This is a genomic window from Brevinematales bacterium, assembly GCA_026415355.1.
Lineage (GTDB): Bacteria > Spirochaetota > Brevinematia > DTOW01 > DTOW01 > SKYB106.
Genome location: JAOAHF010000016.1, coordinates 1 through 25,413 on the forward strand (window position 1 = coordinate 1; position 25,413 = coordinate 25,413).

Here is a 25,413-nt window from a genome sequence, read left to right on the forward strand (position 1 = left end):
GGGATTGAAACGCCAAGAAATCGAATAGACCCATGCACGAATTATGAGTTTTTACCTACCCTTTCAGGGATTGAAACTCACTCTTGCTCTAGTTATGTCGTAAGGCCCAAAAGCGTTTTTACCTACCCTTTCAGGGATTGAAACATCAGATACCTTTTCAAGGTTTTGACTACAGCAAATAGGTTTTTACCTACCCTTTCAGGGATTGAAACGCTATCTTTAGCTTGAGAGCTTCATCAAAATCATCTAGTTTTTACCTACCCTTTCAGGGATTGAAACTCACTGATAGAAGGAGGTAGCAAGTCTTCATCATAGGTTTTTACCTACCCTTTCAGGGATTGAAACAAGCAAAAAAAGAAAAGAAAAAAAAAAGAAAAGGACAGTTTTTACCTACCCTTTCAGGGATTGAAACCGAGAGATCACTATGAAATCCCAGTGGTATGCATAGGGTTTTTACCTACCCTTTCAGGGATTGAAACACCTCGCTGAGCTTCCCGCTCAGCCCTGATACCTTGGTTTTTACCTACCCTTTCAGGGATTGAAACCTAGGTTGCTGACGACCTGATACGTTTTTTCGTCTATCCTGTTTTTACCTACCCTTTCAGGGATTGAAACTACTCCTCCTATGTGGTTTGTCGGGGCCGAGGTAGATGTTTTTACCTACCCTTTCAGGGATTGAAACGCATAGCAAGCAAGAGAGGGTTGAAAGTAGAGAAAGAGTTTTTACCTACCCTTTCAGGGATTGAAACGAAATTGAATAGGTCCCAAAGCCCTCCTTGGGGGCGGCCCAAGGTTTTTACCTACCCTTTCAGGGATTGAAACAATGCTCAACAGAAACTATCCAAACTACTACAGACTTTAGATAGTCCATAAGTTGAAAACAACAAACGAAGTATTTATATTATTACGCAAATTATAATGGAGGATAAAAATAGTGGAAAAAGGAACGTCGAAAAAATCAGAAGCAAGAATTTTTACAGAAAAAGTATTCAAAAAAATTAAGCACGCAATCCCAAATCTTCTTCTAGAACATAAACCTCCTTTCCTAATAATCGATTCCTACACCATAAAGAAAAAATACTACGAACTTGTAAAAAATTTTCCAGACTTTAAAATCTATTACGCAGTCAAAGCAAATGATCATATAGAAGTGCTAAATGTCCTCGCTAGCATAGGAGCAAACTTTGAAGTAGCATCTGTTTCTGAAGTACTAAGATTAATAGAAATAGGCGTAGGCGGCAATAGAATGATAACAAGTAATCCTGTCAAGCCACCAGAGTTTATAGAAGTTTGTAGACAAGTAGGAATAAAATACCTATGCGTAGATTCAAAAGAAGAAATAGATAAAATAAAATACCTATTTCCAGAAGCAAACCTATACCTAAGATTAGAAATCGATAACCCCGAAAGTACATGGCCACTAAGTGGTAAATTTGGCCTACTCATGGACGATGTTGAAGAACTAATATCATATGCAAAGAAAAGAAAAGTCAAACTAATAGGATTAACATTCCACGCAGGATCTCAAAATAACTCACTTGAAAGTTTCGAAAAAGCACTAAAACTATCAAAACAAGTATTCGAAATAGCAGAAAAATACAAAATACATATGAAACTACTAAACATAGGTGGAGGATTCCCTATTGATTACACTACAAAGTCTAAAAAAATAAAAGACTTCAAAAATAAAATATACAACCAACTAAAAATGTTTGGGAATTACAAAAACTTAATCCTACAAATGGAACCCGGTAGAAGAATAGTAGGTGAAGCTGGAGTACTAGTCTCAAGAGTCATAGGAAAAGCAACAAGAAATAAAGAAAATTGGATATATCTAGATGTAGGTGTATTTAACGGACTCATGGAAACAATCGGAGGAATAAATTATACCTTCAGAACAAACTCTAGAAAAAAAGAAAAAGTATGGAATATCGGAGGACCTTCTTGCGATAGCATGGATGTAATAGCAAAAGAAGTAATATTACCAGAACCAGATGTCAGCGACATAATCTACATACTTTCAACAGGTGCATACACAACAGTTTACGGCGCTCCTTTCAACGGATATAAAGTCCCACACGTAGTAGTTATATAACCACACTCGACTACTTGATAATCTTTCAAAAAACCCTAAACTTTAACCATTCACAAAACTTCAGTCATAAGAAAATGTAAATACCACGTTATCCATAAAATTACAAAATACTCACAACAGTACACTTATGTCAACAAATAATACTTCAAGATTTCAAAGCATTTATCTTTGCTATCGCTAGCTTAGCAAGTGGAATACTATATGGAGCAACAGAAACATAATCAAGACCTACATTTTTCAGAAATTCTATATTCCTCGGATCAGCTCCATGCTCTCCACAAAGCCCTATCTTCATATCAGGTCTAACCATACGAGATCTCTGAACAGCAATAACTATAAGCTCTCCTACTTCCTCACCTAGCACCTTAAATGGATTATCATCAAGTATATCCATCTCCGTATAATCAGGTAAGAAAGATGATATGTCATCTCTTGATAATCCATAAGTAGTTTGGGTAAGATCATTAGTACCAAAACTTATAAACTCCGCAAACATTGCTATCTTGTCAGAATGTAACGCAGCTGAAGGTATTTCTATCATCGAACCATATTTAACCGGTATATCTAATCCACTATTTGATATTATTTCATCAACAATTTCTTTTATACCCCTTATCCTTCTACCTTCCATATACTTACCATAAATCGCAAAACTCAACTCTCTATAGTTCATAACAACAGGAATCATAATTTCAGGAATTGGCTCATAACCATTCTTCTTCACCTCTACTGCAGCTTCAGCTATAGCACTTGCTTGCATTTCATATATATCAGGATACGTTATGGCAACTCTTACACCTCTATGCCCTAACATCGGATTAACTTCCTTCTTAAGATTACATATTTCCTCTAGTTCCTCTAGGGTTATTTTATACTTCTTTGATTTCAGAAACTCATACAATTCCCTTAACTCCTTGTCATTATGAGGTAAAAACTCATGTAACGGTGCATCAAGCAACCTAATAGTAACAGGTTCCCCACTCATTGCTACGAATAAATCCATAAAATCCTTCTTTTGGAATTCCTTAAGGATTGAAAGTATTTCCTTTCTTTTCTCAGGGCTATTAGATATTATAAGTTCCTGGAATATAGGTAATCTTTCCTTATCAAAAAACATATGCTCAGTTCTACAAAGTCCAATACCATTTGCGCCGAGTTTTCTTGATAACATAGCTTCTCTTGGCTGATCTGCGTTAGCCCTAACTACAAAGTTAGGATATATATATTTATCAACTATTTTAAGCACATCCATAAGACCATTTCTATCAAAATCAGGCTCAACCGTTTTAACTTCACCAAAATAAATCTTTGGAGACTCATAAAACGGAACTTCAAGCGTTATATAATCTCCCTCCTTAACTACTATACCATCAATTTCAAAACTATCAGCATTAAGCTTTATCTTAGGATTTACCAAACTAACCTTACCCAAAGACCTAGCAACGACAGGAGCATGAGATGCATACCCACCCTCCGTTGTTAAAACTCCTTGACCAACTTCTATTGCTTTGACATCTTCAGCATAAGTAGCTGGCATAACCAATATAAGCCTATTGTCTAATCCCATCTTCAAAGCCCTATTATACTCATCCATAAGCCTTTCAGTTGAAAAGAAAACTCTACCTGTCGCAACACCTGGTGACCCTGCTATCCCACCCGAAACATATCGAACCTTGTTCTTCTTTATCCATTCTATATCAATAGTTTTGTGAAGCAACTCAACAAGATGCCCAGGATTTATCCTATCTATTATGAATTTCTCATCAATTATCCCCTTCTTCAACAAATCCATATAGAGTTTTATATCAGCCTGAGAAGATTTATTTTGAACAGTGTCTTGCTCTATAACCCAAACTTTACCCATCTCCCTGACAACCATAACATACCTTATCTCCTTGTACCTCTCCTCCAAAAGTCTTGCATACTTGTGTAACTCATCAACTGTCTCCTTATCTAAAGTGTTAATATCAATTCCAGTACCTTCATCATCTCTTATAAAGTAATCCTTAATAAAAGCCTTACCCTGAATAGTCGGATCCCCAGTAACTATATTCCTAGTGAAAAAATATCCAGTAAAAGAACTTGGAGAATAATTACCTAAAACCATATCTTGAACCAAAACACCCATGTCAACATCAGTATTTATCTTAGCTATAGCAGATATCTGCTTTAAAACATATGATATCCTCTCTTCAAGATCACTAGGAATATTCTTTTCAATACCTTCCTTATCGTGCTTAAGCCTCTCCTTAAGCTTATCAAGAGAAAGAGTTTTAAGATCATCAGGTTCAGGAAGAGATGTAAAAATATCAGGCCTATACTCAGCTCCAAATCTGGCCATCTCCTCCAAAAATGAACAGTACGCAATATAAGCAAACTTTTCATCAACTCTTTCCTTTAGCAATTCAAATGTTTCATCATTTATACCTATAAACCTAACACCCGGGAATTTAACTAATCTTAAATCAGGACTCACAACTAACTTAAGAAATAACGGAGCTTCTGGATCCCCAAGTTTCCTACCAGTTATTTTCGATATGTCCTTCACATATTCAAGTATTAAATTTATAGTCTTAACATCAAGAGACTTAACCCTCTCACTATCTATTATAAATCCAGGTGGTATCGGCATCTTTGAATCAACAAGTTCCTGTATCCTTTGACCTCTAATACCTATTTTTGAATCAGAAGTAGGTTTAGTCTTAAAACCATCTTGACTAAAAAAATATATACCACTCATATCTTTTCCTCACTTAAAATTTTTCTAATATCTAAGTTTTAAACAAAAGTCCCATAGATTTCAATAAATTCTGAAAACTACACCAAATTACCACTGAGAGTACTCAAAAAATGTTTATGATGCTTATGAGTACCTGTATCCTGATGTGTACATCTTTGCAAGTGTTGTAAAAATATAAAAAAATTCTTATTTCTATTCTCCATAAACATTACAAAATCTAACATCCCCATCACAACCACTACCTATCAATTTCTATATACCCCACTTCTAACCATCTTATCATACAACATTTGAAATTACCCATAAACTTCTCAAAACTCCATATCTAATTGATACCTGTAATTCCCAAATCCTCCTAACACCTCACTCAAAGAATACTTAACCTCTTTGCCTATTCCACCCATCAACCACCTCTCAACCTTTTTCAAAAAATACATCACCTCAAACATCACACCACCAATCCCACCTCTCATCTCACCTAAATTCTCAACACGATAATGTATGCTTGATACACTTGTCAATTATTCTTTTTCTCGTTGTATATCTCTTTAACAACTCTCAAGAAAAATATCACATCAGAATTATTATTCTAACCTACTTTCACAAACTCATTCTTCTTCCTACCTAATCTCTAAAGATATACAGCGATTTTTAGAACACTCTCATACTACTTGAAACTTAATCTAGAATTTGTTATAATAATTCTGTATGGCTGTGGAGAGAGTAAACTTAAATCCCAACATAAATTCAAACATAGTTTCAAATGTAGTCCCAGAACCAAACAATAGAAGAGAAGCAAATAACCAAAGACAAACCCAACAAGCTCAGCAAGAAGTTATAGTAGATATAACAAAAACCCAGCAAAATAACGAAGAAATGAAAAATTTGGCTTCAACCTTCGAAAAAGCAGGTAATGCTTATGAACAAATGTCAAGACCACAAAGTGCTATAACAGCATACCAAACTTCTTATACTCTAAATCCCTCACCAGACATTGTTCAAAAAGTCGATGATCTAGCAGCTAGGATTTCTAGCGAAGGAAAAGTATAAAACTTGATGAAAATTCTCTCAACTGAAGACGCAAAATTTATCGACATTACATTGTCTAATTCCTACTCCATCAACGAATTAGTACTAATGGAAAATGCAGGTAACGACGTCTACCATATTATCAAAAGTATTCTAGGTGATAACTTATCCAATTACCTGTTTCTAGTATTTTGTGGAGTTGGAAATAATGGAGGAGACGGTTTAGTAGTCTCTAGAAAATTACTAAAGGATACTAATAATGTATTCACTTTCATAATAGGTGATGTATCACGTTTCACAAACTCAGCAAAAACAAATTACAAAATACTATCAAAAATCACAAATAACATATGGATCCTCAAAAATAAAACTACCACAAAACAAAACAAAGAAGATCATAATTCTCAAAATGAAACACTAAGTCATAATAACATTAGTAGATCATTGGAAAACAATATCAAGAATCTCATCTACAACTATGGTATCTCTCTAAAGACTATAGTCATAGATGCTTTAGTAGGTATAGGAATAAAACAACCTTTAAGAGAACCAATTTTGAGTACTGTCAGATTCATAAATAGCCTTAAAGAAAGGGGTGCTATAGTATTTAGTATTGATGTACCTTCAGGTTTTATTGCATCCTTGGATAAAGGAGATATACTATCAACTAAAGATATCGTAAACGCTGATTATACTATAACTTTCTTTTCTCTGAAAGCAGGAATGTTTTTACCAGAAATAAAACAAATAACGGGACAAATTATAGTATCAACCCTTGGATTTAGAGAAGAAATTATAGATAGTATATCAAATAGCAAAATTAACTACCTTAAACATACCTACCCCCTACCTAAAAGACCCATTTCTAATAACAAAAGTAGCAACGGCAGAGTTATAGTAGTAGGCGGTAGCGACAAGTACTTTGGTGCAGCTATGTTAGCAGTAAAAGGAGCAACAAAAACTGGTGTTGGCTATATAATAGCAATAGTACCCGAAAAGTTTAACTCAACTATTAAATCATTCACACCAGATATAGTATCAATACCAGTCCCTTCCCAAAATAGAAGTCACTTCTCAAAAGAAGATCTCAAATTCATCCTAAACTCTAACATCATAAAAAAACAAGATGTAATCATACTAGGAAATGGTATAGATCAAAATGAAGATACCATAGAGTTTGTAAAAGAGTTTCTACTCAATATCCCAAACACCATAGTCCTAGATGCAGATGGAATAAACATAATTGCCAGAGATAGGAATTTGCTAAACAAAATCAAAGGTAGAAATAACATAATTATCACACCACATCTCCTTGAGTTTTCAAGAATATTAGATACTGATATATCAGAAGTATTGAGTAAACCATTTTCTTACGGTAAAAAATTTGTAGAAGAATTTAAGATAAATCTAGTACTAAAAGATAACGTAGAGTATATCTTCTTCTACGATGGAGAAATATGGATCTACGATGGTAACACCACCTTATTAGCTAGAGCAGGAACAGGAGACATCCTAGCAGGACTAATAGGTGGCAACGTAGCATTCACAAAAAACATAAAAGAAGGAGTTAAGTTAGCAATCGTAATGCTAGGAGAAATATCAAAAAGATGGAATGATAACATCTTATACCCTAGCCCACTAGATCTAATCTAAATACAAAAATTTACTAACACAAAATAACAAAAATTCATATTATATTTTTGTAAATATTTGAAAAAATATAATTTTTTGTTTTAGAATATTTTACCAACTTGAGGTAGTTATGAAAATAGATTTTGAGTCTCTAAAAGCAGATGAGGTTATAAGGTGGGCTTTGAATGAATTCAAAGACAAGGTAGCTTTATCATCGAGTTTTAGTGCAGAAGATGTAGTTATAATAGACATGATGATAAGTATAGGTGAAGAGTTAGGTTTAAATCCTAATATCTTTACAATAGATACCGGAAGACTACCCAATGAGACCTATGAAATTATTGATAGAATTAGAGACAGATATAAAATCGAGATTAAAGTTTACTTCCCTAACTATAAGGAAGTTGAAGAAATGGTTAATAAATACAGAATGAATTTATTTTACGAAAGCATTGAAAAGAGAAAATTGTGCTGTGAAATAAGAAAGGTAAAACCTTTAAAAAGAGCACTCGAAGGATTAAATGCTTGGATTACTGGGCTAAGGAGAGAACAATCCATAACAAGAAAAGATATAAAAAAAGTAGAAATAGATGATATTCACAATGGTATATACAAAATAAATCCTATTGCTGACTGGTCTGAAGTGATGGTATGGAATTACATCAAAGAAAAGAAACTTCCCTATAATACCCTTTATGACAAAGGGTACACTAGTATAGGATGCGAACCATGTACTAGAGCTATAAAAAGAACGGAAGACATAAGAAATGGAAGATGGTGGTGGGAATCTCCAGAACACAAAGAATGTGGTATACACACTAAGAAATTTTAGGAGGATGTATGAAAAAGCACATAGACTATCTCGATTACTTAGAGTCTGAAGCTATATACATACTAAGAGAAGTAGCTGGACAATTTCAAAAGCCTGTTTTACTATTTTCTGGTGGCAAGGATTCTATAGTTCTGGTTCATTTATCCTTGAAGGCATTTAGACCTGGCAAATTCCCATATCCTTTATTACATATTGACACAGGACACAACTTTCCAGAAACAATAGAGTTCAGAGATAATCTCGTCAGAGAAATTGGAGAAACACTAATAGTAAGATACGTTGAAGATACTATTAAACTACGAGGTCTTGAAGATGCTACAGGTAAGTTACCAAGTAGGAATACATTACAAACGTACACATTACTTGATACCATTCAAGAATTTGAGTTTGATGCTTGTATAGGTGGAGCTAGAAGAGAAGAAGAGAAAGCAAGAGCAAAAGAAAGAATATTCTCAATTAGAGATGAATTTGGTCAATGGGATCCTAAAAAGCAAAGACCTGAGCTTTGGAACATACTAAACGGTAGGATAAAAAAAGGAGAAAACGTAAGAGTATTTCCTTTGAGTAACTGGACAGAAATCGATATATGGAATTACATACTAAGAGAGAACATAAAACTACCTTCTATATATTTTGCTCACTACAGAGATTGTATTGAATACAAAGGAAAACTCGTAGCAGTATCAACTTTTATCAAGATCGATCCAAATGACAAAATAGTAAGGAAAAAAGTAAGATTTAGAACTGTAGGTGATATGACTTGCACTGCTGCTATTGAAAGCAACGCAGACACTATTGAAAAAATAATTGAAGAGCTACTCTCAACAAACACAAGCGAAAGAGGAGCAACAAGACTCGACGACACGATATCTGAAACAGCAATGGAAGACAGAAAAAAAGTTGGTTACTTTTAGGAGGGGTATATGCTAGAAGTTCTAAAATTTTTTACTTGCGGAAATGTTGATGACGGCAAAAGCACACTTATAGGTAGATTATTATATGATAGCAAAGCAATCTCTGTTGATATAATCGAAGCACTATCAAAAAGAGGTAACAAACCTCCTAACGCAACCATCGATCTTGCTTTGATAACTGATGGACTTAAAGCAGAAAGAGAACAAGGAATAACAATCGATGTAGCCTATAAGTACTTCTCTACAAGCAAAAGAAAATTTATGTTGGTTGATACTCCAGGACATCTTCAGTATACAAGGAATATGATAACTGGAGCATCTGGATGTGATCTTGGAATAATACTCGTTGATGTAAGAAACGGAATGACAGAACAGACTAAAAGACACATGATAATATCATCCATACTTGAAATACCACACCTTCTAATATGTGTCAATAAGATGGATTTAGTTGGCTATGATAAAGATGTTTTTGACAAGGTATCATCTGAAATAGTTGAGTTTTTTAGAAAAATTGATAAACACGAAATTACACTAATACCTATTAGCGCTTATCTCGGTGATAACGTTGTTAAAAGATCTACTAACATGCCTTGGTACAAAGGTCCTACAGTCTTAGAACTACTCGAGAATATCGAGATAGAATATGAAAACTTCGAAAAATCAAGATTTCAAGTCCAATACATCATAAGACCTAACAACATACAAGATTACAGGGGATACGCAGGAAGAGTTATTTCTGGAGTTTACAGAATCGGAGATAAAGTTAAAATACTACCAAACAACTATATTACAAAGATTATAAGAATAGAATCAAACCTTAAGGACGTTAACGAAGTAATCTCACCTTATAACTGTATTATACACTTAAAGGATGACTACGACATACCTCGTGGAACATATATAGTAAAAGAAGGAGAAGAACCAATAGTGAGTAATGAGTTCGTATCATACATATTTTGGATGGATGAAAGAAAAAAATTAGTCGAAGGTGACAAGTTGATTATCATGATGGGCACTTTAGTAAGCAAGTGTGTTATCAAAGAAATAATATACAAAGTAGATATAAACACTCTTAATGAAATACCTAGCAAAGAAATATCATCTAATGAAATAGCAAAAGTTATCATCAAAACTGCCGATCCAGTACCTTACGACTACTATTCAGACCATAGATGGACTGGTTGTTTTATACTGATTGATGAAATAACAAACAACACAGTTGCCGGAGGAACAATCAATGGATAAACATGTTATAGATACACTTCTAATTATTTTCTCTTCGTTGTGGGCTATAAACATGGGTGCATCCGGTTTTGCAGTTTCTTTCGGAACGCTTTATGGAACTAAAAAAGCATCGTTTTTGGTTTGTGTTATTTTTTTCACTATCTTTATTGTAATTGGAGCAGTTTCCGTCGGTGAATATGTAGCAAAAACATTATCTTCAAAGGTCATACCTAAAGAAGTAATATCAAAAAATAGTTGGATTATTACTGTTGTATTATTTTCTGCAGGTATCAACTTACTCATATCAAACCTATTAAAAGTTCCATCATCAACAAGCATAATAATCATGATGTCATTTCTTGGTGCAGGACTGTACTTATCCAGCTTGATATGGGAAACTTTTCTATTATCCATAGTAGTTTGGATTGCTTCTATGTTAATAACATACTTTTCAACACTCTGGATTACCAAACTATTCTATCCTCCAAGGTACGATAACCTTTGGTTATATCAAAAATTTGTAAATAGAAAGCATTTCTTATTCTGGATCGTCCTCGTGGTATCAATTTACAATGCCTACTCTTTAGGAACAAATAACGTAGCAAATGTAGTAGGTCCTTTCATTGCAATATTTAATGTTGACATGTTTCTAGCTTTTGTATTGTTCTCTCTACTCTTTGGTGTAGGAGCATTAGTTCTTGGAAAGGGTGTAATAAAAACTGTTGGAGATGAAATAATACCAATAGGATTATGGTCTGCTACCATCGTATCAATTGTCACATCTACATTAACAATAGTTTCATCACTTTTAGGCTTACCATTTCCAACAGTAATAGTCGTTTCTTCATCTATAATAGCAATAGGAATAGTAAAAAAAGAAGTATCTCATTACTATTCCTTCAAAAACCCAATAACTAGAAAAATCCTAAGAGTATGGCTATTCTCATCTATATCTCCAACTATATCCACCTTTCTTATTTGCTTGATAATAGACATGGTATTTGGGTTATGAAGAACAGTAACATCATCACTGAAATAGAAAACTACATAAATCAAAGAACATCTCTAGAAAACTTATTGAAAACAACAAAGAAGTATAGAATACTATATAATGAAAACAAAAATACCTTCACTGTAAAAATACCAACAAAATTCGGTAGGATCGAAGCTAATAAATTCCAAGATTTAGTTGTTTCATTACCACCTTCAGTAAACTTTATACACGTAACTACTAAACAAAATATAGAAATACAAAACTTGTATATCATCAACCTTCTTGACTTTATCAAGAAACTAACTACTTTCAGAATCTTTCCTATACAACAATCAATATACGAATTTGTCAATGTCAGCTATCTATCAGGAATAAATCCGAAAGGACTATTCGACGTCATAGAATTTAGTAATAGTTTAGTTAGGATAATTGAAAATAATTTAAGCTACTCATCCCTACATCCAAAATTTAGAATAGGAATATCAGACTCAGAAGAAGATTTAGCACTTGCTACAGTTAGTGATGTAGGATTAATAGCCAAAATTGATAAAGGTGTTAAAGGATTTGAGGTACTGATTGGTGGTAGCCTCGGTGAAATACCAACCAGAGGTAAAACAATCTACAAGTTCGTTGAATATGATGAATGCATAACTAAAGCAGCAAGTCTTGTAATATATGCTTCAAAGGAAGGTAAAGTCAGGTTTAAAAATATACTATCTGAAAAAAGTATAGAAAACATTATACACAAATTAAGTAGCATCGAGAAAAGCTTAAAGATAAATATTACCAACTCAAACCAAAATGACTACAATTCCATAGGTAACTATCATAAAAATTTTACAATTAGACTACCTGAAAAAGAAATTAATACATTTAGAGTAAAAATTTTACTACAGAAACAGCTAGATAAATTTAGTATTGAATCAATAGCTAACAATGGAGACATAGATGTAAACTTTGCAAAATTACTATCACACTTGAGTTTAAAGTTTGGAGATGGTAACATTATTTTTACAAACAGGCAAAATATTATCGTACCTAACATAAGAAAGGATAAGATGAATAAAGTAATTAACATTCTTCGAATATTTAACATAAGAATAGATGATGATCCAAATTCCTATAGTATCGTGTCTTGTACAGGTACGTTCTCTTGTAATATAGCTATACTAAACTCAAAAATGCTGTCTGACATAATATCAAGAGAAATAGGAAATACAAGCAATTTAAGAATAAACATATCAGGTTGTCCTAACTCTTCAGGACATCACCACTTAGGTGATATAGGAATTTTTACCATTTCTTACAGAAGAAATAAAATAAAAGTTCTATGTGTCGTAGTATTTAGTGGCTATGGTAAAAATGTAAAACTACCTATTGGAAGATCTTTTGCTTTAGTTGAGCCTCACATAGTACACAAAATTGTCAAAAACATAGTTGAAATGTATGAAAAATCTGACCTTAACTCGTTCCAAGATTTTGTTAAAAATAACTGGAAAGATATAAAAAAGCATATCTTCGAGCTTACCTTAAACTCGATGAAACACAAAAATACTTCTAACAACCTTATTTCTAATTCCCTTCCCATTAGAAAAGGAAGTAGTATTGATGAAATTTTTTTCACCTTGTTCGAACTAGAAATATTACTATACCGAAGTAAGATTAGAAATATAAAAAGTTCTTTTGTTTTAAACGCTATAAAAAAAATAACAAACAGATTTGTTAGAGATCTACCTATTAAAGTAGAGTTAGATCTCGATGGTTTAAACGAGCAAGATATGCTAGAGAAACTGTTTGAGATTGAGGATATAATACAAAACAATATCGATATACTAGTTAACATGAATTTATCGGAGGTAAAAAATGAAAGGAATAGTATATATAGTTGGTAGTGGACCTGGAGACAAAAATTTGATAACTGTCAAAGGCGCTAAAATTTTAGCACAATGCGATGTTGTAGTTTACGACTACTTGTGTGGTACAGATGTTTTAGAGCATTGCAAAGAAGAGTGTGAAAAAATATGTGCTGAAAGCTTCAGCAGAAATCACTCAGGTGATAGAATAACAAAAATGTACAAATTTATAATAAGCAAGGTAAAAGAAGGCAAGAAAGTTGTTAGACTAAAAGGAGGAGATCCATCAATATTTGCAAGACTTACTGAAGAGGAAAAAATACTTCTAGAAAACAAAATAGAATATAGAGTTATACCAGGAGTAACTGCAGGTTTAGCATGCGCTTCCTATTACGGTATATCACTTACTAGTAGACACAACTCTCCTAAAGTCTCATTTATCACGGCACATGAATCTCAAGAAAAATCAATAAGTTTCATTGAATGGAACAAGATAGGTACTAACGAAACATTAGTTATATACATGGGTGTTGAGAAAATAAAAGAAGTTTCAGAAAACCTAATAAAAATATCAAAACTATCCCCCAATACGCCTGTACTGGCAATATCAAATATATCAAAACTAAACCAAAAACACATAATATCTTCCTTAGATAATATACATCTAGATGTTACCAACCACAATATAAAGCCTCCCACTATATTCATAGTAGGAGACATAGTAAAAGATGAAGAAATATTAAACTGGTATAAAAGGCAAAAAAAAATCATCTTTACAGGAATATCTGAGGAAAGATTCTTTGAAGAAGGAATAATTTTCCATATACCTATGGTAAAGATTGTTCCCTTGGATGATTATTCTGAACTTAAGATGTACATAACTAGAGTATCAAAAGGAGAATTCGACTGGATTGTTTTCTGTAGTAGATACGGTGTTCTATACTTTTTTAAATCTTTACTTGAAATGGGCTTTGATTCAAGGACTTTAGGCTCGGTAAAAATATCAGCAATAGGAATGTCAACCGCAAATGCTTTGAAAAACCATGGAATAATTCCAGATCTAGTACCCCAAAATGAATCTTCAGAAGGACTTCTTGAAGCATTTAGAAATGTACCTAGGGGAAGAATATTTATGCCAAGATCAGATCTATCAGACAAAGGTCTAGGTAATGGTTTTAAAAACCTAGGGTTTGAAGTTGAAGAATGTATAGCATATAGAAATATAATGCCACAAGGTCTACCTGACATAGAATTCTCATTGATCGATGAGATAATATTCACATCTCCTTCAACAATAAGAAACTTTATCAAAAGGTATAATAAGATACCTGAAAATGTTAACATCAGGTGTATAGGCCCTAAGACAGAAAATGAACTAAGAAAAATTTTACCTAATTTTTAAGACATGTAAGTTTATCACTAAAAGTCTAATGAGAGCACTACATCAAGGGTTTTTTGTATATCTTTTCTAGTATGCGAGAAAGAAATAAAAAAAGTTTCGAACACAGACGGAGGTATGAATACCCCATTCTTCAGCAAATGATGAAAGAATTTTGAAAATAATCCTTTATCTGAATTTCTAACATCAGAGAAGTTCTCTACAGACTCACCCTGAGAAAAAAACACTGAGAAAAGACTTCTAAACCTATTAATTACTACCTTAGTATTTGAGTTTTTGAATTTCTTTGACAATATATCTCTAATACCCTCTACTAGATCTACTGAAATCGACTCAAGATATCTATAGTCTAGTTTTTTCAGCAATTCTAGAGTTTTAATACCCGCGACTACAGCAATAGGGTTTCCTGAAAGAGTACCAGCTTGGTATACTTCCCCCAATGGTGCTAATAATTTCATTATATCCCTTCTTCCACCAAAGCAAGCCAAAGGAAACCCTCCACCAATTATCTTACCAAGGCAAGTAATATCCGGCTTTATACCAATTATGTCTTGTACACCACATAAACCAAATCTAAAACCAGTTATAACCTCATCAAATATCAGAAGTATATTTTTCTCTTTACATACTCTTTGTAAAGTTTCCAAAAATCCTTTCTTTGGTATAACTACCCCCATGTTAGCTGGAATTGGTTCTACTATAATACACGATATACCATCTTCTGTCTCAACTGTATTAAGAAACTTTTCTACATCATTAAACGGTAATACTATAGTATCTTTTATTAGATTCTCTGTAACACCTCTACTTGAAGGTACTTGCAAATTCGCAACCCCAGAACCAGCTGAAACTAAAAAGTAATCTGCATGACCGTGATAACAACCTTCAAACTTTATTACTTTACTTTTTCCAGTAAATGCTCTAGCTAGTCTCACCGCACTCATACATGCTTCAGTCCCTGAATTGACAAACCTTATCATTTCCATAGAAGGAATACACTCTGATATTGTTTTTGCAAGTATATACTCTATTTCCGTCGGAGCACCATAAGTTGTACCATAATAAATTTGTTCTTTAACTGCACTTATTACATCACTATTTGAATGTCCCAATATTAGCGCTCCCCAAGACATTACATAATCTATATACTCTTTACCTTCTATATCGTATATTTTGGATGACTTAGCTCTACTCACAAAAAAAGGAACCCCACCAACTTGATAAAATGATCTAACGGGGGAAGACACTCCACCTGGAATATATTTGTTTGCTAATTCAAATGCCTCAATATTATTTTTAGCCCATCTTTTCATCATCTTCACCACTATTTCTTAAGGCTTCTATTTTAAGTTCTGGAGTTAACCTTAGAAATGCTTTATCTACATCTCTCACAAACAAAGAGACTTTATTCAATACCTCATTTGCTTTATATTTGTCAATCTTGTTTACATTCTTTATCCATTCTATCACATCTTCAGTAATGCTATCGTACTCCCTAGGTAATATCCTATCAGGAATAATCAAATTCTTGTAGTTATCGATAATTTCTTCAGGAGTACTCAAATCAAGACCTTTCAAATACAACAATGCTTTCATGCATCCTAAAACTGCATTAAATGACTTCTGGACAACTGTAGAAAAGTCTTCATCCTGTAAGTACTCTTCTGCTTCGTATACTTCCCTCAATGACTCAAATATTGATATAGAAATTATATCAAGTAGACTACCTGCGCATTCTCCCCTTTTTGCTGCCTCCAAAACAAAATCTTTATTCTGTCCCCAGTCTCGGTAAAGCTCAGGATCCTCCGATTTAGGGTTAACTTTCGTAAGTGGTGATATTTCTCTTTTTATTACTTCAATATCAAATCTCTTTAGGAAATCTCTAAAGCTTTCTCCATCATTCCTATTAGATTTGTAAATCTCAAGTATTCTTTTCACTGCCATAGGAACTCTCTTCGAAGGAATCTTTAAAACAGCATTCCCTATTATAGTATTCTCCTCATAAGGGTATCCACCTAAATACATAAGATAAAATGGAATAGTTCCATCACTACTATTCAAAGAATTTCCACTGAATCCAATATCACCTATATGATGTTGCCCACAAGAGTTAGGACATCCCGATATATTTATCCTTATACCCATGAGATCATTAATCTCCTTTGATATAGTTTCTGCTAAATTATATGGGTACGTTACAGCAAGTTTACACGAATACGCCCCAGGACAAGAAGTTATAAGAGGTAACGTAGAATCAGCCAATAAACCATATTCTTTAAGTTTACCAAAAACAGCAGGCAAAAATTCATACCTAACCCAAGGTAATAAAATATCTTGTCTCTGTGTCATAACAACATAACCAGCACCAAAATCTTCAGACATTCTAGCTATATTTCTTAAATCATCAGGCTTAAGATTACCTAAAGCAATTCTAATAAAAACAGCATTATATCCTTCTTGTCTTTGTTCACATACATCATTCGCAAACCAATTCGAGTACTCAGGAGTTGTCTTTAGGGATCTATATTCACTAACAAAGGAATAATCAATATTCTGAACTTTTTTACCACCTTCCCTACCATTAACAAATGGCGCAGGATGAGGAAAATTTGATATATAATTCTCAAGATCATCTTTTATGTTTATATGTCTCCTTACTCTTTCATACTCTTCAAAAACACGACTTCTAAACTCATCAATACCTAGCTTTGCTACCAAGAATTTTATCCTAGCCTTACTTCTTAATTTCCTTTCCCCTTCCCTATGGAACACTCTTATAACAGCCTCCGATAAATAATAAACGTTTTCTGTATCAACAAAATCTGTCAATACATAAGCTGGCATAGGTATCGCTCCCAATCCACCACCAACATAAACCTTAAATCCCTTAGTCTCTTTACCATCTATAACTTTCTTCTGCGCTATAAAACCAAGATCATGAATTCTTACCATACCCCAATCCTTCTCAGACTCAGACCACGCTATCTTGAACTTCCTAGGTAATGTCAATGTAAGTGGATGCCTTAAAAAATACCTCGTCATATACATAGCATAAGGTAAAACATCAAATATCTCATCTTTAGAGATACCAGTAAAAGGAGAAGCTGTTATATTCCTAACAGTATTACCACAAGCTTCCTTCGAAGTTAAACTTACCCTAGCCATATCTCTAAAAAGACTTGGTATATCTTCAAGCTTTACATAATGTAACTGCAAATCTTGCCTTGTAGTAATATGAGCTACCCCACTTCCAGCATATCTCTCAACCATTGTAGCTACAGCTCTTAGCTGATTAGAATTTATTATACCTTGAGGTAATTTTATCCTAATCATATGCATACCTTCTGGATAGTGTCTCACACCATATATACCATGCATCAACCTAAACGAAAGAAATTTTTCCGGACTCATATTACCCGATAAAAACCTATTTATAACAGCCTCCAACTCCCTTATCTCAGACTCAATATCTGCTCCTTTATGTATGTCAAAAATATCTATGTAATCCTCAACCATAAAATTCTACCTCCTCAGATTAATCATGAGAGTATTATAAAAAATATATTTTACATTTTCAAATTTTTTATCTTTTATTTTTTGTAAAATTTGATTTTTCAAAAAATCCTTTATTAAAATTTTTAAATGTTGATTTTGGGGGATATATATGAACTCTGACATAACTGAAAGACTTGACCTAAAAGGGGTAAAATGTCCTTTCAATTACGTCAAAGCAAAAATAAAACTTAGTGAAATGAAAATAGGAGACGTACTAGAACTATACATCGACGATGGAGAACCTATTAGAAACGTACCTAAAAGTTTAGAACAAGATGGTCATGAAATACTAGGGCTACAAAAGATAGATAACTTTTTCAGAGTAGTTGTGAAAAAAAGAGCTTGATATGTATTTTATCTTCGGTATAAGTCATAAAAGTGCAAGCATTGAAGTTAGGGAAAAATACTCAACAACTTCATCATTACTTGATGAATACTATAGTAGGTTAAGTTTCATTGACGAGGTAGTTATTTTAAGTACATGTAATAGATTAGAAATCTATGGATATCTCAAAGGATTAAGCACTAATAAAATTGATAACTTAAGATACAATCTATTTAGGATTTTTAACGTACCAATAAATGATATGAAAAACTTCTACTTACTCGTAGAAAACAACTGTATCCAACATCTATTTGAAGTAACAACAGGAATTGACTCAAAAATATTAGGTGAAACACAAATATATGATCAAGTCAAAAAATCTTACTATAAATCACTCAGTATGAGAAAAACTGGTTACTTCCTTAACAAACTTTTTCAAAGAGCATTATTTGTAGCTGGTAAAGTAAGAAATAAAGTATGCTTAAACGAAGGTAAAATATCTTTAGCAAGTGTTGTCAAGCAACTCATTTTAGAACATCTCAAAACCCCAAAAATTCTCATCATTGGAACTGGAGACATTGTACTCAATATCATCCCTTACATCAACCAAATATCAAAAGAAATTTACATATCCTCAACAAAACATCATGACAAAGCAACTGAAATATCGAAGAAATTTAACACTAAAGTCTTAAAATTTGAAAACATAAAAAATAGCTTAACCAACTTTGATATTGTAATAACTGCAACTAATTATCCTTTCCCCATAATAAGTGATGAAGATCTGAATAACGTTAAAAATAAACTTCTAATTATTGATTTAGCAGTACCTAGAAACGTAAAAACAAGAGCTACTAAAAATAATTTAATCATCTACAACATCGATGATATTCTACGAGACATAGATAAAAACTCTCATTCTAGAATTAACAAAATGTATTTAGCCAAAGACATAATTTGGCAGGAGGTTAACAAATTTATGTACAATCTAAAATGTGATCTAATGAAAAGAAATATAGTAATAGGTAGTAGATCAAGTACCTTGGCCAAAAGACAAGTTGAAGAATTTCTTGAGAAATTAAAACTTAAAGTTCCATCTTTGAGAGTAAACTTCACAACTAAGTATTTTAACACAAGTGGTGACATAGATAAAAATACTCCTATATACAAAATCGAAGGTACAGATTTTTTCACCGATTTTATAGAAGAAGCTTTAATCAAAGGTGAAATTGATATAGCAGTTCATAGCGCTAAGGATCTACCAGATGTACACAAAGATGAAATCATAACGATCGCTCTAACAACATCTGAGGATAAAACTGATTGCCTAGTACTCAGAGAAGATTTAAGAGGATACAATATATATACTCTTCCAAGTGGCTCTATAATAGGAGTCTCAAGTAAAAGAAGGATAGATCAAATAACTTACATCAGACCAGATCTTATAACAAAAGACATAAGAGGAAATATTGAAGAAAGGTTAGAAAAACTTGATAGAGGCAAGTATGATGGCATAATAATGGCTACAATAGCATTAAAGAGATTAAATCTTGAAAACAGAATTTCCCAAATAATATCAACCAATATTTTTGATACACATCCACTTCAAGGATCTCTTGCCATACAGATAAGAAAAGAAGATATCAAAAAGTTTTCATTCTTTATGAAAATAGATTCAAGGAAAAAAATAGCTTTTGACACAAAAAATATAGATCTTGAAAAAAAGCTCGTTGATTTTGTCAATAAGTATCTTTGGCAAAATTTCATAGCATTCTCAAGAGATTTCCTAAAAACACCAGACAAAGTTATCAAAGTCGATATTGATAATACTCAAGAACTTGATGTTGTTAAAACCAGAGACTACATACTAAATGTTATAGGTTAATCCTATGGCTATGAATACTAAAAATATATATGTAGATACTCATAATTTTTTAATTCACTCTAAAACTACTTAGGAAGTTTTAATCTGTATTAAATATGGAGTTATTCTGCAAGATTAAAAATGTGTTAATTATACTTTACATCTTCAAACAAACCTTCTCCCTGAAAACAATCTCTACACAACTAAATCCAGCCAGGTAAATCCTTTGCCCAGTAAGATATTATTATATCTGCTCCTGCTCTTTTTATCGACATCAATATCTCAAGAGCGGTTTCTTTCTCATTCAATATACCACATTGAGATGCAACTTTTACCATTGAATATTCTCCACTCACACTATACGCCGCTAAAGGAATATTGAAGGTATTTTTCACCTCTCTGATTACATCAAGATAAGCTAAAGCAGGCTTTACCATCACGATATCAACACCTTCTTGAATATCCCTCTCAACCTCAACTAAAGCTTGTTTTATGTTTCTGTAATCCATTTGATATGTTTTTCTGTCACCAAATTTTGGAGAAGAATTAGCAATATCTCTAAAAGGCCCGTAGAAGTTTGATGAGTATTTTGCGGAATATGACATTATAAGTGTATTATCAAAACCATTTTCATATAATACCTTTCTTATCTCTCTTACTTGAAAATCTGCCATGGCCGAGGGTGCAACTATGTCTGCTCCCGACTTAGCATAATTTAGGGCAACTTTAGATAGTATTTCAACAGTTTTACTATTATCTACTATTCCATTATCAACAATTCCACAATGGCCACTAGAAGTATAACTACATAAACATACATCAGAAATAACAATAACTTCAGGTACCTTGTCCTTAATTAACTTTATTGCCTTACAAACAACATTATTATCTCTAATAGCATAAGATCCTAAAGCATCTTTATTACATTCATCCACAACACCAAAAAGTATAACAGACTTTATACCAAGCTCCCATATTCTCTTAATCTCTTTAACAAGATTATCAACACTATACCTAAATATACCTGGAAAACTACTTATTTCTTGTATAATATTATTACCCTCAACCACAAAAAAAGGCATTACAAAATCATCTAAGCATATCTTAGTTTCTGCTATCAAATCTCTTATCCCGGAATTTCTTCTCAATCTTCTCATCATACATCATAAATTCTATATGATCTTGTATCATTTCACAAATTCAAATTTTTACTTTTTAAACTTGAAGTCAAAAATACAAATATCACAAGACCTATCAAAGTTTTACAATTAAACGATAATGCCACCAAGTATGCTATTATTCATAAGTAACGATTACATAAAATCTACTATATTTACTCATGCGAAGACTCAGAAAATATCTACAAGTTTTCAAAAATTATTCTTTAACAGCACCTAATGTTACACTTTCAACTAATTCTTTCCTTATGTACATAAACAATAAGACCACTGGTACTGATACTAAAACTACTGCTGCTGAGAAACCTGCTATATCATTATTATCTAGCATTGATTTTATGCCTGGTGGCAAAGTATAAAGACTGACATCTGAAAGGAATATAAATGATATAGCATACTCATTCCAACAAGTTATAAACGAAAATATAAACGATGTTGCCAAAGCTGGTCTTGCTATTGGTATAAGAATGTATGATATGAGCTGGAATAAATTAGCACCATCAACTTCTGCAGCTTCTTCCATATCATGCGGTACAGTATCAAAAAATCCCTTAAGTATCCAAATAGAGAATGGTAATGTTGTTGCTAAGTAAGCAAGAGATAATCCGTGTAGTGTACCTATAATACCTAGTATAGATGCTATAACAAGAAACGGAACTATCATCATAGCAATTGGGAACAACTGAGTTGCCAGTAGGGAAATTAAGAAAGGTTTTTTGCCTGGGAAATTATATCTAGAAATACCATATCCTGCCATAAAACCTATAAACGTACTTACAAATGCAACTCCACTTGCTACTATAGCACTATTTAAAACCCATCTCAAAAAGTTAGGATCACTTAATATGTAAGTATAATTGGATAAAGTTATATCACCTAAATGAAAGTTACCTCTCAATATTTCGGAGAAAATCTGTCTTATTACATCTTTTGAGTAAAAAGATATAAGTAAAATCCAAAAAACAGGTAAAAGTAATACCACTATAGAAACAACTAAAAGGATTTGAAGCAAAACATAATTAACTTTTCTCATAACTACCCTCCAATTAATAACTTCTCTCCGTAAGTTTTGTTACTCTAGCAAAAGCTAGTATATACATAAGCAATATAGCAAATACTAAAACTGAATACGCTGAAGCATATCCGTAAGTGAATACCCTCAAATCAGGTCTTGATACAAAGTCGTATATTCTAGTTATGAGTATATCATAAGCATCATTACCACCTGTATAAAGGAAAACTATATTAAAGTTGTTAAATGTCCATATTGAAGATAAAAGTACAGAAGGTAATAGTGTTGGTCTTATTAGCGGTAAGTATATTGAAAACAATCTTGTAAACCAATTTGCACCATCAATCAATGCTGCATCTTTAACAGAATCTGATATTCCCTGCAATCCACTCAAAGCAACTATCATTATAAACGGAAATGCATACCATGCACTAACAAAACATATTGACAAGAAATAAACTGTACTATTCGAATACACATTAAACCCTTCTAGACCTATTGTGTCAAAAAGTTGTTTAAAAACACCATATTGACCTAGCGCTTCTCTCCATAGCAAAGCACTTATGTACGTAGGTATAACCCAGGGTAATATAAGTAAAACTTGATAAATACCCCTTAACTTGACTTTGCTATCATTAAGTATAACAGCAAATGTTATACCAAAAACTAACTGAAATATAACCGAGATTAAAGTATACACGAATGTGTTTACTAGAACATCGTAGAAACTACCAAAATTCCTGACAAAAAACTTTGATTTTTCAACTGCTTCTTGGGCGAAATCAAATCCTACCCTAGCAAGGATATGATTAAGATTAAGTATATCTTGGTAATTGAGTGTCCCAACAAATTGTCTTGCTAGATTCAAGTCAGATAGATATCGAGATAAAGATGTAAAACTCATCACTATCGTAAATACAAATGGAACTCCTATAAGAATTATAACCAAAAGTAATGCAAATATTATGAATGTATACACAAGACTATAATTGTAAAAAGCATTCAACCATTTTTCAAAACCACCTTTTGAAAAGTAATAGTATATACCTACACTTGCCAGTAATATGAATACATACATGATGCTAAAAGTATTCTCAAAAATTCCAAGGTAATAAGAAAGTGAAGTTGTCTCAACCACATAACTCCCATCTTCTTGTACGAAAACTAAAGGTTTTACATCGCCTACAGGTTGAGATATTTTCTCGAAAAATTCCTTCTCACTAACATCAAATCCCTTACTTTTCATGATGTCTAAAAGATCCCTAGCCACTACCTGAGTGTAGCTAGTACTCTCTCTTACCAAAGAGTCAATAGTCGTCAAATAAACCATCCACACTAAAATACCAATCAAAATAATTACAACACTACCAATGATAGGTCTAAATTTCTCTGGAACAAATTTTAACAACAGGAAAGGTAAAGACAATACAACAGCTAGGGCAATAAGAATACCAAAAGCATTAAAAGGTATTATAATAGGCTTTTCTATGTATCCTACCGCTACTGTCAAGTCTAAATTTTGAAATGTAAAAGCTTTTATAACTTTATCATAATCCAAGAAAAATCCTCTTTTTCTCTCTTCAACAACAAAGTTATTTTCTGTAGACTCTTTTTTAACTCTAAAAAGGTTGTTTATTGATATTGTTGTAGAATTAGGATCAGAAGAAGATATAAGTTTTTCTCCAGATATCATTTCTATAACCCATAAATTCCTACTATTCAAGTCTTGTTCATCTCTCGGTAAACCATACTTTTTTACAAGCTCTTCAGTCACTTTTGAAAAATCACTAACTTTTGATGAATCAGATTGTTTTTGTGTTTCTTTATTCTTTTGCTTCGTTGATTTTTTATCCTTTTCACCAAACAAATCAAAACCAAACTGAGAACTCTCCCCTTCTTCATCTAGTATAGAAAGCCATGACTTAGGTCCATCTGTTGTTTTTAAATCAGTACCAAATTTTTCATACACCATTTTTGAAGCATTCATTATTAAGCCAACAACTGTTTCTGTTTTAAAATTTTCAATACTATTTACAATTATAGAAAAATGAATACCAATCAACAAAAACAAAAAAATCATAGATGAAAGCCCTGCTATCAATACCCTTTTTGTAGGAGAAAAATCATATTTCTTAACAAAGAACTTCATACTCCCTCCTATAAACTTTTAAAAATTATTTAGGAACTATTGTATAAATTCAACAATACAAACCTGAAGTTTGTTCAAGAGTTTGGTATTTTTTGTAGGAGAGTATAGAAAGTTTTTGATAAGATGATCAATATTCTTTTATTGATCATTCTCCCTTACTATTAACTTTTACTAAAACTCTACACAAACTTCTGTTTCAAAAGATTGAAAGCAAACAAAGTTACTTATATAATCATTACACAGAAAATGCGGGAATAGCTCAGTTGGTAGAGCATCGGCTTCCCAAGCCGAGGGTCGCGGGTTCGAGTCCCGTTTCCCGCTCACAGGAGGTTTTTATGCCAAGAGTAATCACACAAGCTTGCATAGGCGTTAAAGACGCCGCTTGTACACAAGTATGCCCAGTTGACTGTATACACCCAAGACCAGATGAAGCAGATTATGCCAATGTTGATCAACTTTTCATAAACCCAGACGATTGTATAGACTGTGGAGCTTGCGAACCAGTCTGCCCAGTAAGCGCAATATATCCTGTTGAGGATGTACCAGATAATCTGAAAAATTTTATTGAAATAAACGCCAACTATTACAAAAAATAGATCATAGGGCCCCTCGTGG

The 25,413-nt window shown here is 32.8% G+C and carries 19 protein-coding genes, 1 tRNA gene and 1 CRISPR repeat array; of the genes, 13 read left to right on the top strand and 7 right to left on the bottom strand.

The window, feature by feature from the left end; translation table 11 throughout:
• Positions 1–47: 47 nt before the first annotated feature.
• Positions 48–822: direct repeats of the CRISPR family, unit length 30 nt; unit sequence GTTTTTACCTACCCTTTCAGGGATTGAAAC.
• A gap of 112 nt (positions 823–934) precedes the next feature.
• The gene (locus tag N2712_06750) at positions 935–2,095 is read left to right on the top strand and encodes a type III PLP-dependent enzyme (protein MCX8029674.1); all 1,161 of its coding nucleotides are present in this window, start codon (positions 935–937) and stop codon (positions 2,093–2,095) included.
• 145 nt (positions 2,096–2,240) lie between these two features.
• Here the strand turns inward: N2712_06750 and N2712_06755 are convergent, their stop codons facing one another.
• Together N2712_06755 and N2712_06760 are read right to left on the bottom strand one after the other, a co-directional pair.
• A complete protein-coding gene (locus N2712_06755; GenBank protein MCX8029675.1) occupies positions 2,241–4,835 on the bottom strand; it encodes a PEP-utilizing enzyme in 2,595 nt (864 codons plus the stop codon).
• A gap of 311 nt (positions 4,836–5,146) precedes the next feature.
• Positions 5,147–5,308 carry a hypothetical protein gene (locus N2712_06760; GenBank protein MCX8029676.1) on the bottom strand — a complete coding sequence of 54 codons (162 nt, stop codon included), beginning with the start codon at positions 5,306–5,308 and terminating at the stop codon, positions 5,147–5,149.
• A 235-nt stretch (positions 5,309–5,543) separates the two neighbouring features.
• On the opposite strand from N2712_06760, the gene N2712_06765 reads away from it, so the two are divergent.
• The 8 genes from N2712_06765 to cobA all read left to right on the top strand — a co-directional run bounded on the left by N2712_06765 (position 5,544) and on the right by cobA (position 14,718).
• The gene (locus N2712_06765) at positions 5,544–5,885 is read left to right on the top strand and encodes a hypothetical protein (protein MCX8029677.1); all 342 of its coding nucleotides are present in this window, start codon (positions 5,544–5,546) and stop codon (positions 5,883–5,885) included.
• Positions 5,886–5,891: 6 nt separating this feature from the next.
• Entirely contained in the window at positions 5,892–7,517 is a 1,626-nt protein-coding gene (locus N2712_06770) for an NAD(P)H-hydrate dehydratase (GenBank protein MCX8029678.1), read from the top strand.
• 109 nt (positions 7,518–7,626) lie between these two features.
• Positions 7,627–8,328: a phosphoadenylyl-sulfate reductase gene (locus tag N2712_06775; protein ID MCX8029679.1), complete on the top strand. Its 702-nt coding sequence runs from the start codon at positions 7,627–7,629 to the stop codon at positions 8,326–8,328.
• 8 nt (positions 8,329–8,336) lie between these two features.
• Positions 8,337–9,242, top strand: a complete 906-nt coding sequence (gene cysD / locus N2712_06780) for a sulfate adenylyltransferase subunit CysD (GenBank protein ID MCX8029680.1) — start codon at positions 8,337–8,339, stop codon at positions 9,240–9,242.
• A 9-nt stretch (positions 9,243–9,251) separates the two neighbouring features.
• On the top strand, positions 9,252–10,490 hold the full coding sequence (locus N2712_06785; protein MCX8029681.1) for a GTP-binding protein: 1,239 nt from the start codon (positions 9,252–9,254) through the stop codon (positions 10,488–10,490).
• On the top strand, positions 10,483–11,481 hold the full coding sequence (locus N2712_06790; GenBank protein ID MCX8029682.1) for an inorganic phosphate transporter: 999 nt from the start codon (positions 10,483–10,485) through the stop codon (positions 11,479–11,481). Before N2712_06785 ends, N2712_06790 begins: the two co-directional genes overlap by 8 nt.
• On the top strand, positions 11,403–13,355 hold the full coding sequence (locus N2712_06795) for a hypothetical protein (GenBank protein MCX8029683.1): 1,953 nt from the start codon (positions 11,403–11,405) through the stop codon (positions 13,353–13,355). The genes N2712_06790 and N2712_06795 overlap by 79 nt, the downstream gene beginning before the upstream one ends.
• Entirely contained in the window at positions 13,327–14,718 is a 1,392-nt protein-coding gene (gene cobA / locus N2712_06800; protein ID MCX8029684.1) for a uroporphyrinogen-III C-methyltransferase, read from the top strand. Before N2712_06795 ends, cobA begins: the two co-directional genes overlap by 29 nt.
• 17 nt (positions 14,719–14,735) lie before the next feature.
• Here the strand turns inward: cobA and hemL are convergent, their stop codons facing one another.
• Both hemL and N2712_06810 read right to left on the bottom strand, forming a co-directional pair.
• Entirely contained in the window at positions 14,736–16,031 is a 1,296-nt protein-coding gene (hemL, locus tag N2712_06805; protein MCX8029685.1) for a glutamate-1-semialdehyde 2,1-aminomutase, read from the bottom strand.
• Positions 16,012–18,231: a nitrite/sulfite reductase gene (locus N2712_06810; GenBank protein ID MCX8029686.1), complete on the bottom strand. Its 2,220-nt coding sequence runs from the start codon at positions 18,229–18,231 to the stop codon at positions 16,012–16,014. The genes hemL and N2712_06810 overlap by 20 nt, the downstream gene beginning before the upstream one ends.
• 148 nt (positions 18,232–18,379) lie before the next feature.
• Between N2712_06810 and N2712_06815 the strand changes: the two genes are divergently transcribed.
• Complete coding sequence (locus N2712_06815) at positions 18,380–18,616, top strand: sulfurtransferase TusA family protein (protein MCX8029687.1); 237 nt, start codon at positions 18,380–18,382, stop codon at positions 18,614–18,616.
• Between the two features lies 1 nt (position 18,617).
• Positions 18,618–20,480 carry a glutamyl-tRNA reductase gene (hemA, locus tag N2712_06820; protein ID MCX8029688.1) on the top strand — a complete coding sequence of 621 codons (1,863 nt, stop codon included), beginning with the start codon at positions 18,618–18,620 and terminating at the stop codon, positions 20,478–20,480.
• A gap of 182 nt (positions 20,481–20,662) precedes the next feature.
• Here the strand turns inward: hemA and hemB are convergent, their stop codons facing one another.
• From hemB to N2712_06835, 3 genes are all read right to left on the bottom strand, one after another.
• On the bottom strand, positions 20,663–21,619 hold the full coding sequence (hemB, locus tag N2712_06825; GenBank protein ID MCX8029689.1) for a porphobilinogen synthase: 957 nt from the start codon (positions 21,617–21,619) through the stop codon (positions 20,663–20,665).
• A gap of 217 nt (positions 21,620–21,836) precedes the next feature.
• The gene (locus tag N2712_06830; protein MCX8029690.1) at positions 21,837–22,670 is read right to left on the bottom strand and encodes a carbohydrate ABC transporter permease; all 834 of its coding nucleotides are present in this window, start codon (positions 22,668–22,670) and stop codon (positions 21,837–21,839) included.
• Between the two features lie 13 nt (positions 22,671–22,683).
• Positions 22,684–24,798, bottom strand: coding sequence for a sugar ABC transporter permease (locus N2712_06835; protein MCX8029691.1), 2,115 nt, complete (start codon positions 24,796–24,798; stop codon positions 22,684–22,686).
• A gap of 248 nt (positions 24,799–25,046) precedes the next feature.
• Here N2712_06835 and N2712_06840 point away from each other — a divergent pair.
• Positions 25,047–25,119: transfer RNA gene (locus tag N2712_06840), tRNA-Gly, on the top strand.
• Positions 25,120–25,133: 14 nt separating this feature from the next.
• Complete coding sequence (locus N2712_06845; GenBank protein MCX8029692.1) at positions 25,134–25,394, top strand: ferredoxin family protein; 261 nt, start codon at positions 25,134–25,136, stop codon at positions 25,392–25,394.
• Positions 25,395–25,413: the final 19 nt, after the last annotated feature.

Bases quoted from the DNA above. Each gene is read 5' to 3' on its own strand.
- N2712_06785 (MCX8029681.1), top strand. From the start codon at position 9,252: ATGCTAGAAGTTCTAAAATTTTTTACTTGCGGAAATGTTGATGACGGC.
- N2712_06755 (MCX8029675.1), bottom strand. From the start codon at position 4,835: ATGAGTGGTATATATTTTTTTAGTCAAGATGGTTTTAAGACTAAACCT.
- cobA (MCX8029684.1), top strand. From the start codon at position 13,327: ATGAAAGGAATAGTATATATAGTTGGTAGTGGACCTGGAGACAAAAAT.
- N2712_06790 (MCX8029682.1), top strand. From the start codon at position 10,483: ATGGATAAACATGTTATAGATACACTTCTAATTATTTTCTCTTCGTTG.
- N2712_06795 (MCX8029683.1), top strand. From the start codon at position 11,403: ATGGCTATTCTCATCTATATCTCCAACTATATCCACCTTTCTTATTTG.
- N2712_06815 (MCX8029687.1), top strand. From the start codon at position 18,380: ATGAACTCTGACATAACTGAAAGACTTGACCTAAAAGGGGTAAAATGT.
- hemA (MCX8029688.1), top strand. From the start codon at position 18,618: ATGTATTTTATCTTCGGTATAAGTCATAAAAGTGCAAGCATTGAAGTT.
- N2712_06835 (MCX8029691.1), bottom strand. From the start codon at position 24,798: ATGAAGTTCTTTGTTAAGAAATATGATTTTTCTCCTACAAAAAGGGTA.
- N2712_06765 (MCX8029677.1), top strand. From the start codon at position 5,544: ATGGCTGTGGAGAGAGTAAACTTAAATCCCAACATAAATTCAAACATA.
- N2712_06775 (MCX8029679.1), top strand. From the start codon at position 7,627: ATGAAAATAGATTTTGAGTCTCTAAAAGCAGATGAGGTTATAAGGTGG.
- hemL (MCX8029685.1), bottom strand. From the start codon at position 16,031: ATGATGAAAAGATGGGCTAAAAATAATATTGAGGCATTTGAATTAGCA.
- hemB (MCX8029689.1), bottom strand. From the start codon at position 21,619: ATGATGAGAAGATTGAGAAGAAATTCCGGGATAAGAGATTTGATAGCA.
- N2712_06760 (MCX8029676.1), bottom strand. From the start codon at position 5,308: ATGAGAGGTGGGATTGGTGGTGTGATGTTTGAGGTGATGTATTTTTTG.
- N2712_06830 (MCX8029690.1), bottom strand. From the start codon at position 22,670: ATGAGAAAAGTTAATTATGTTTTGCTTCAAATCCTTTTAGTTGTTTCT.
- N2712_06770 (MCX8029678.1), top strand. From the start codon at position 5,892: ATGAAAATTCTCTCAACTGAAGACGCAAAATTTATCGACATTACATTG.
- N2712_06845 (MCX8029692.1), top strand. From the start codon at position 25,134: ATGCCAAGAGTAATCACACAAGCTTGCATAGGCGTTAAAGACGCCGCT.
- N2712_06810 (MCX8029686.1), bottom strand. From the start codon at position 18,231: ATGGTTGAGGATTACATAGATATTTTTGACATACATAAAGGAGCAGAT.
- cysD (MCX8029680.1), top strand. From the start codon at position 8,337: ATGAAAAAGCACATAGACTATCTCGATTACTTAGAGTCTGAAGCTATA.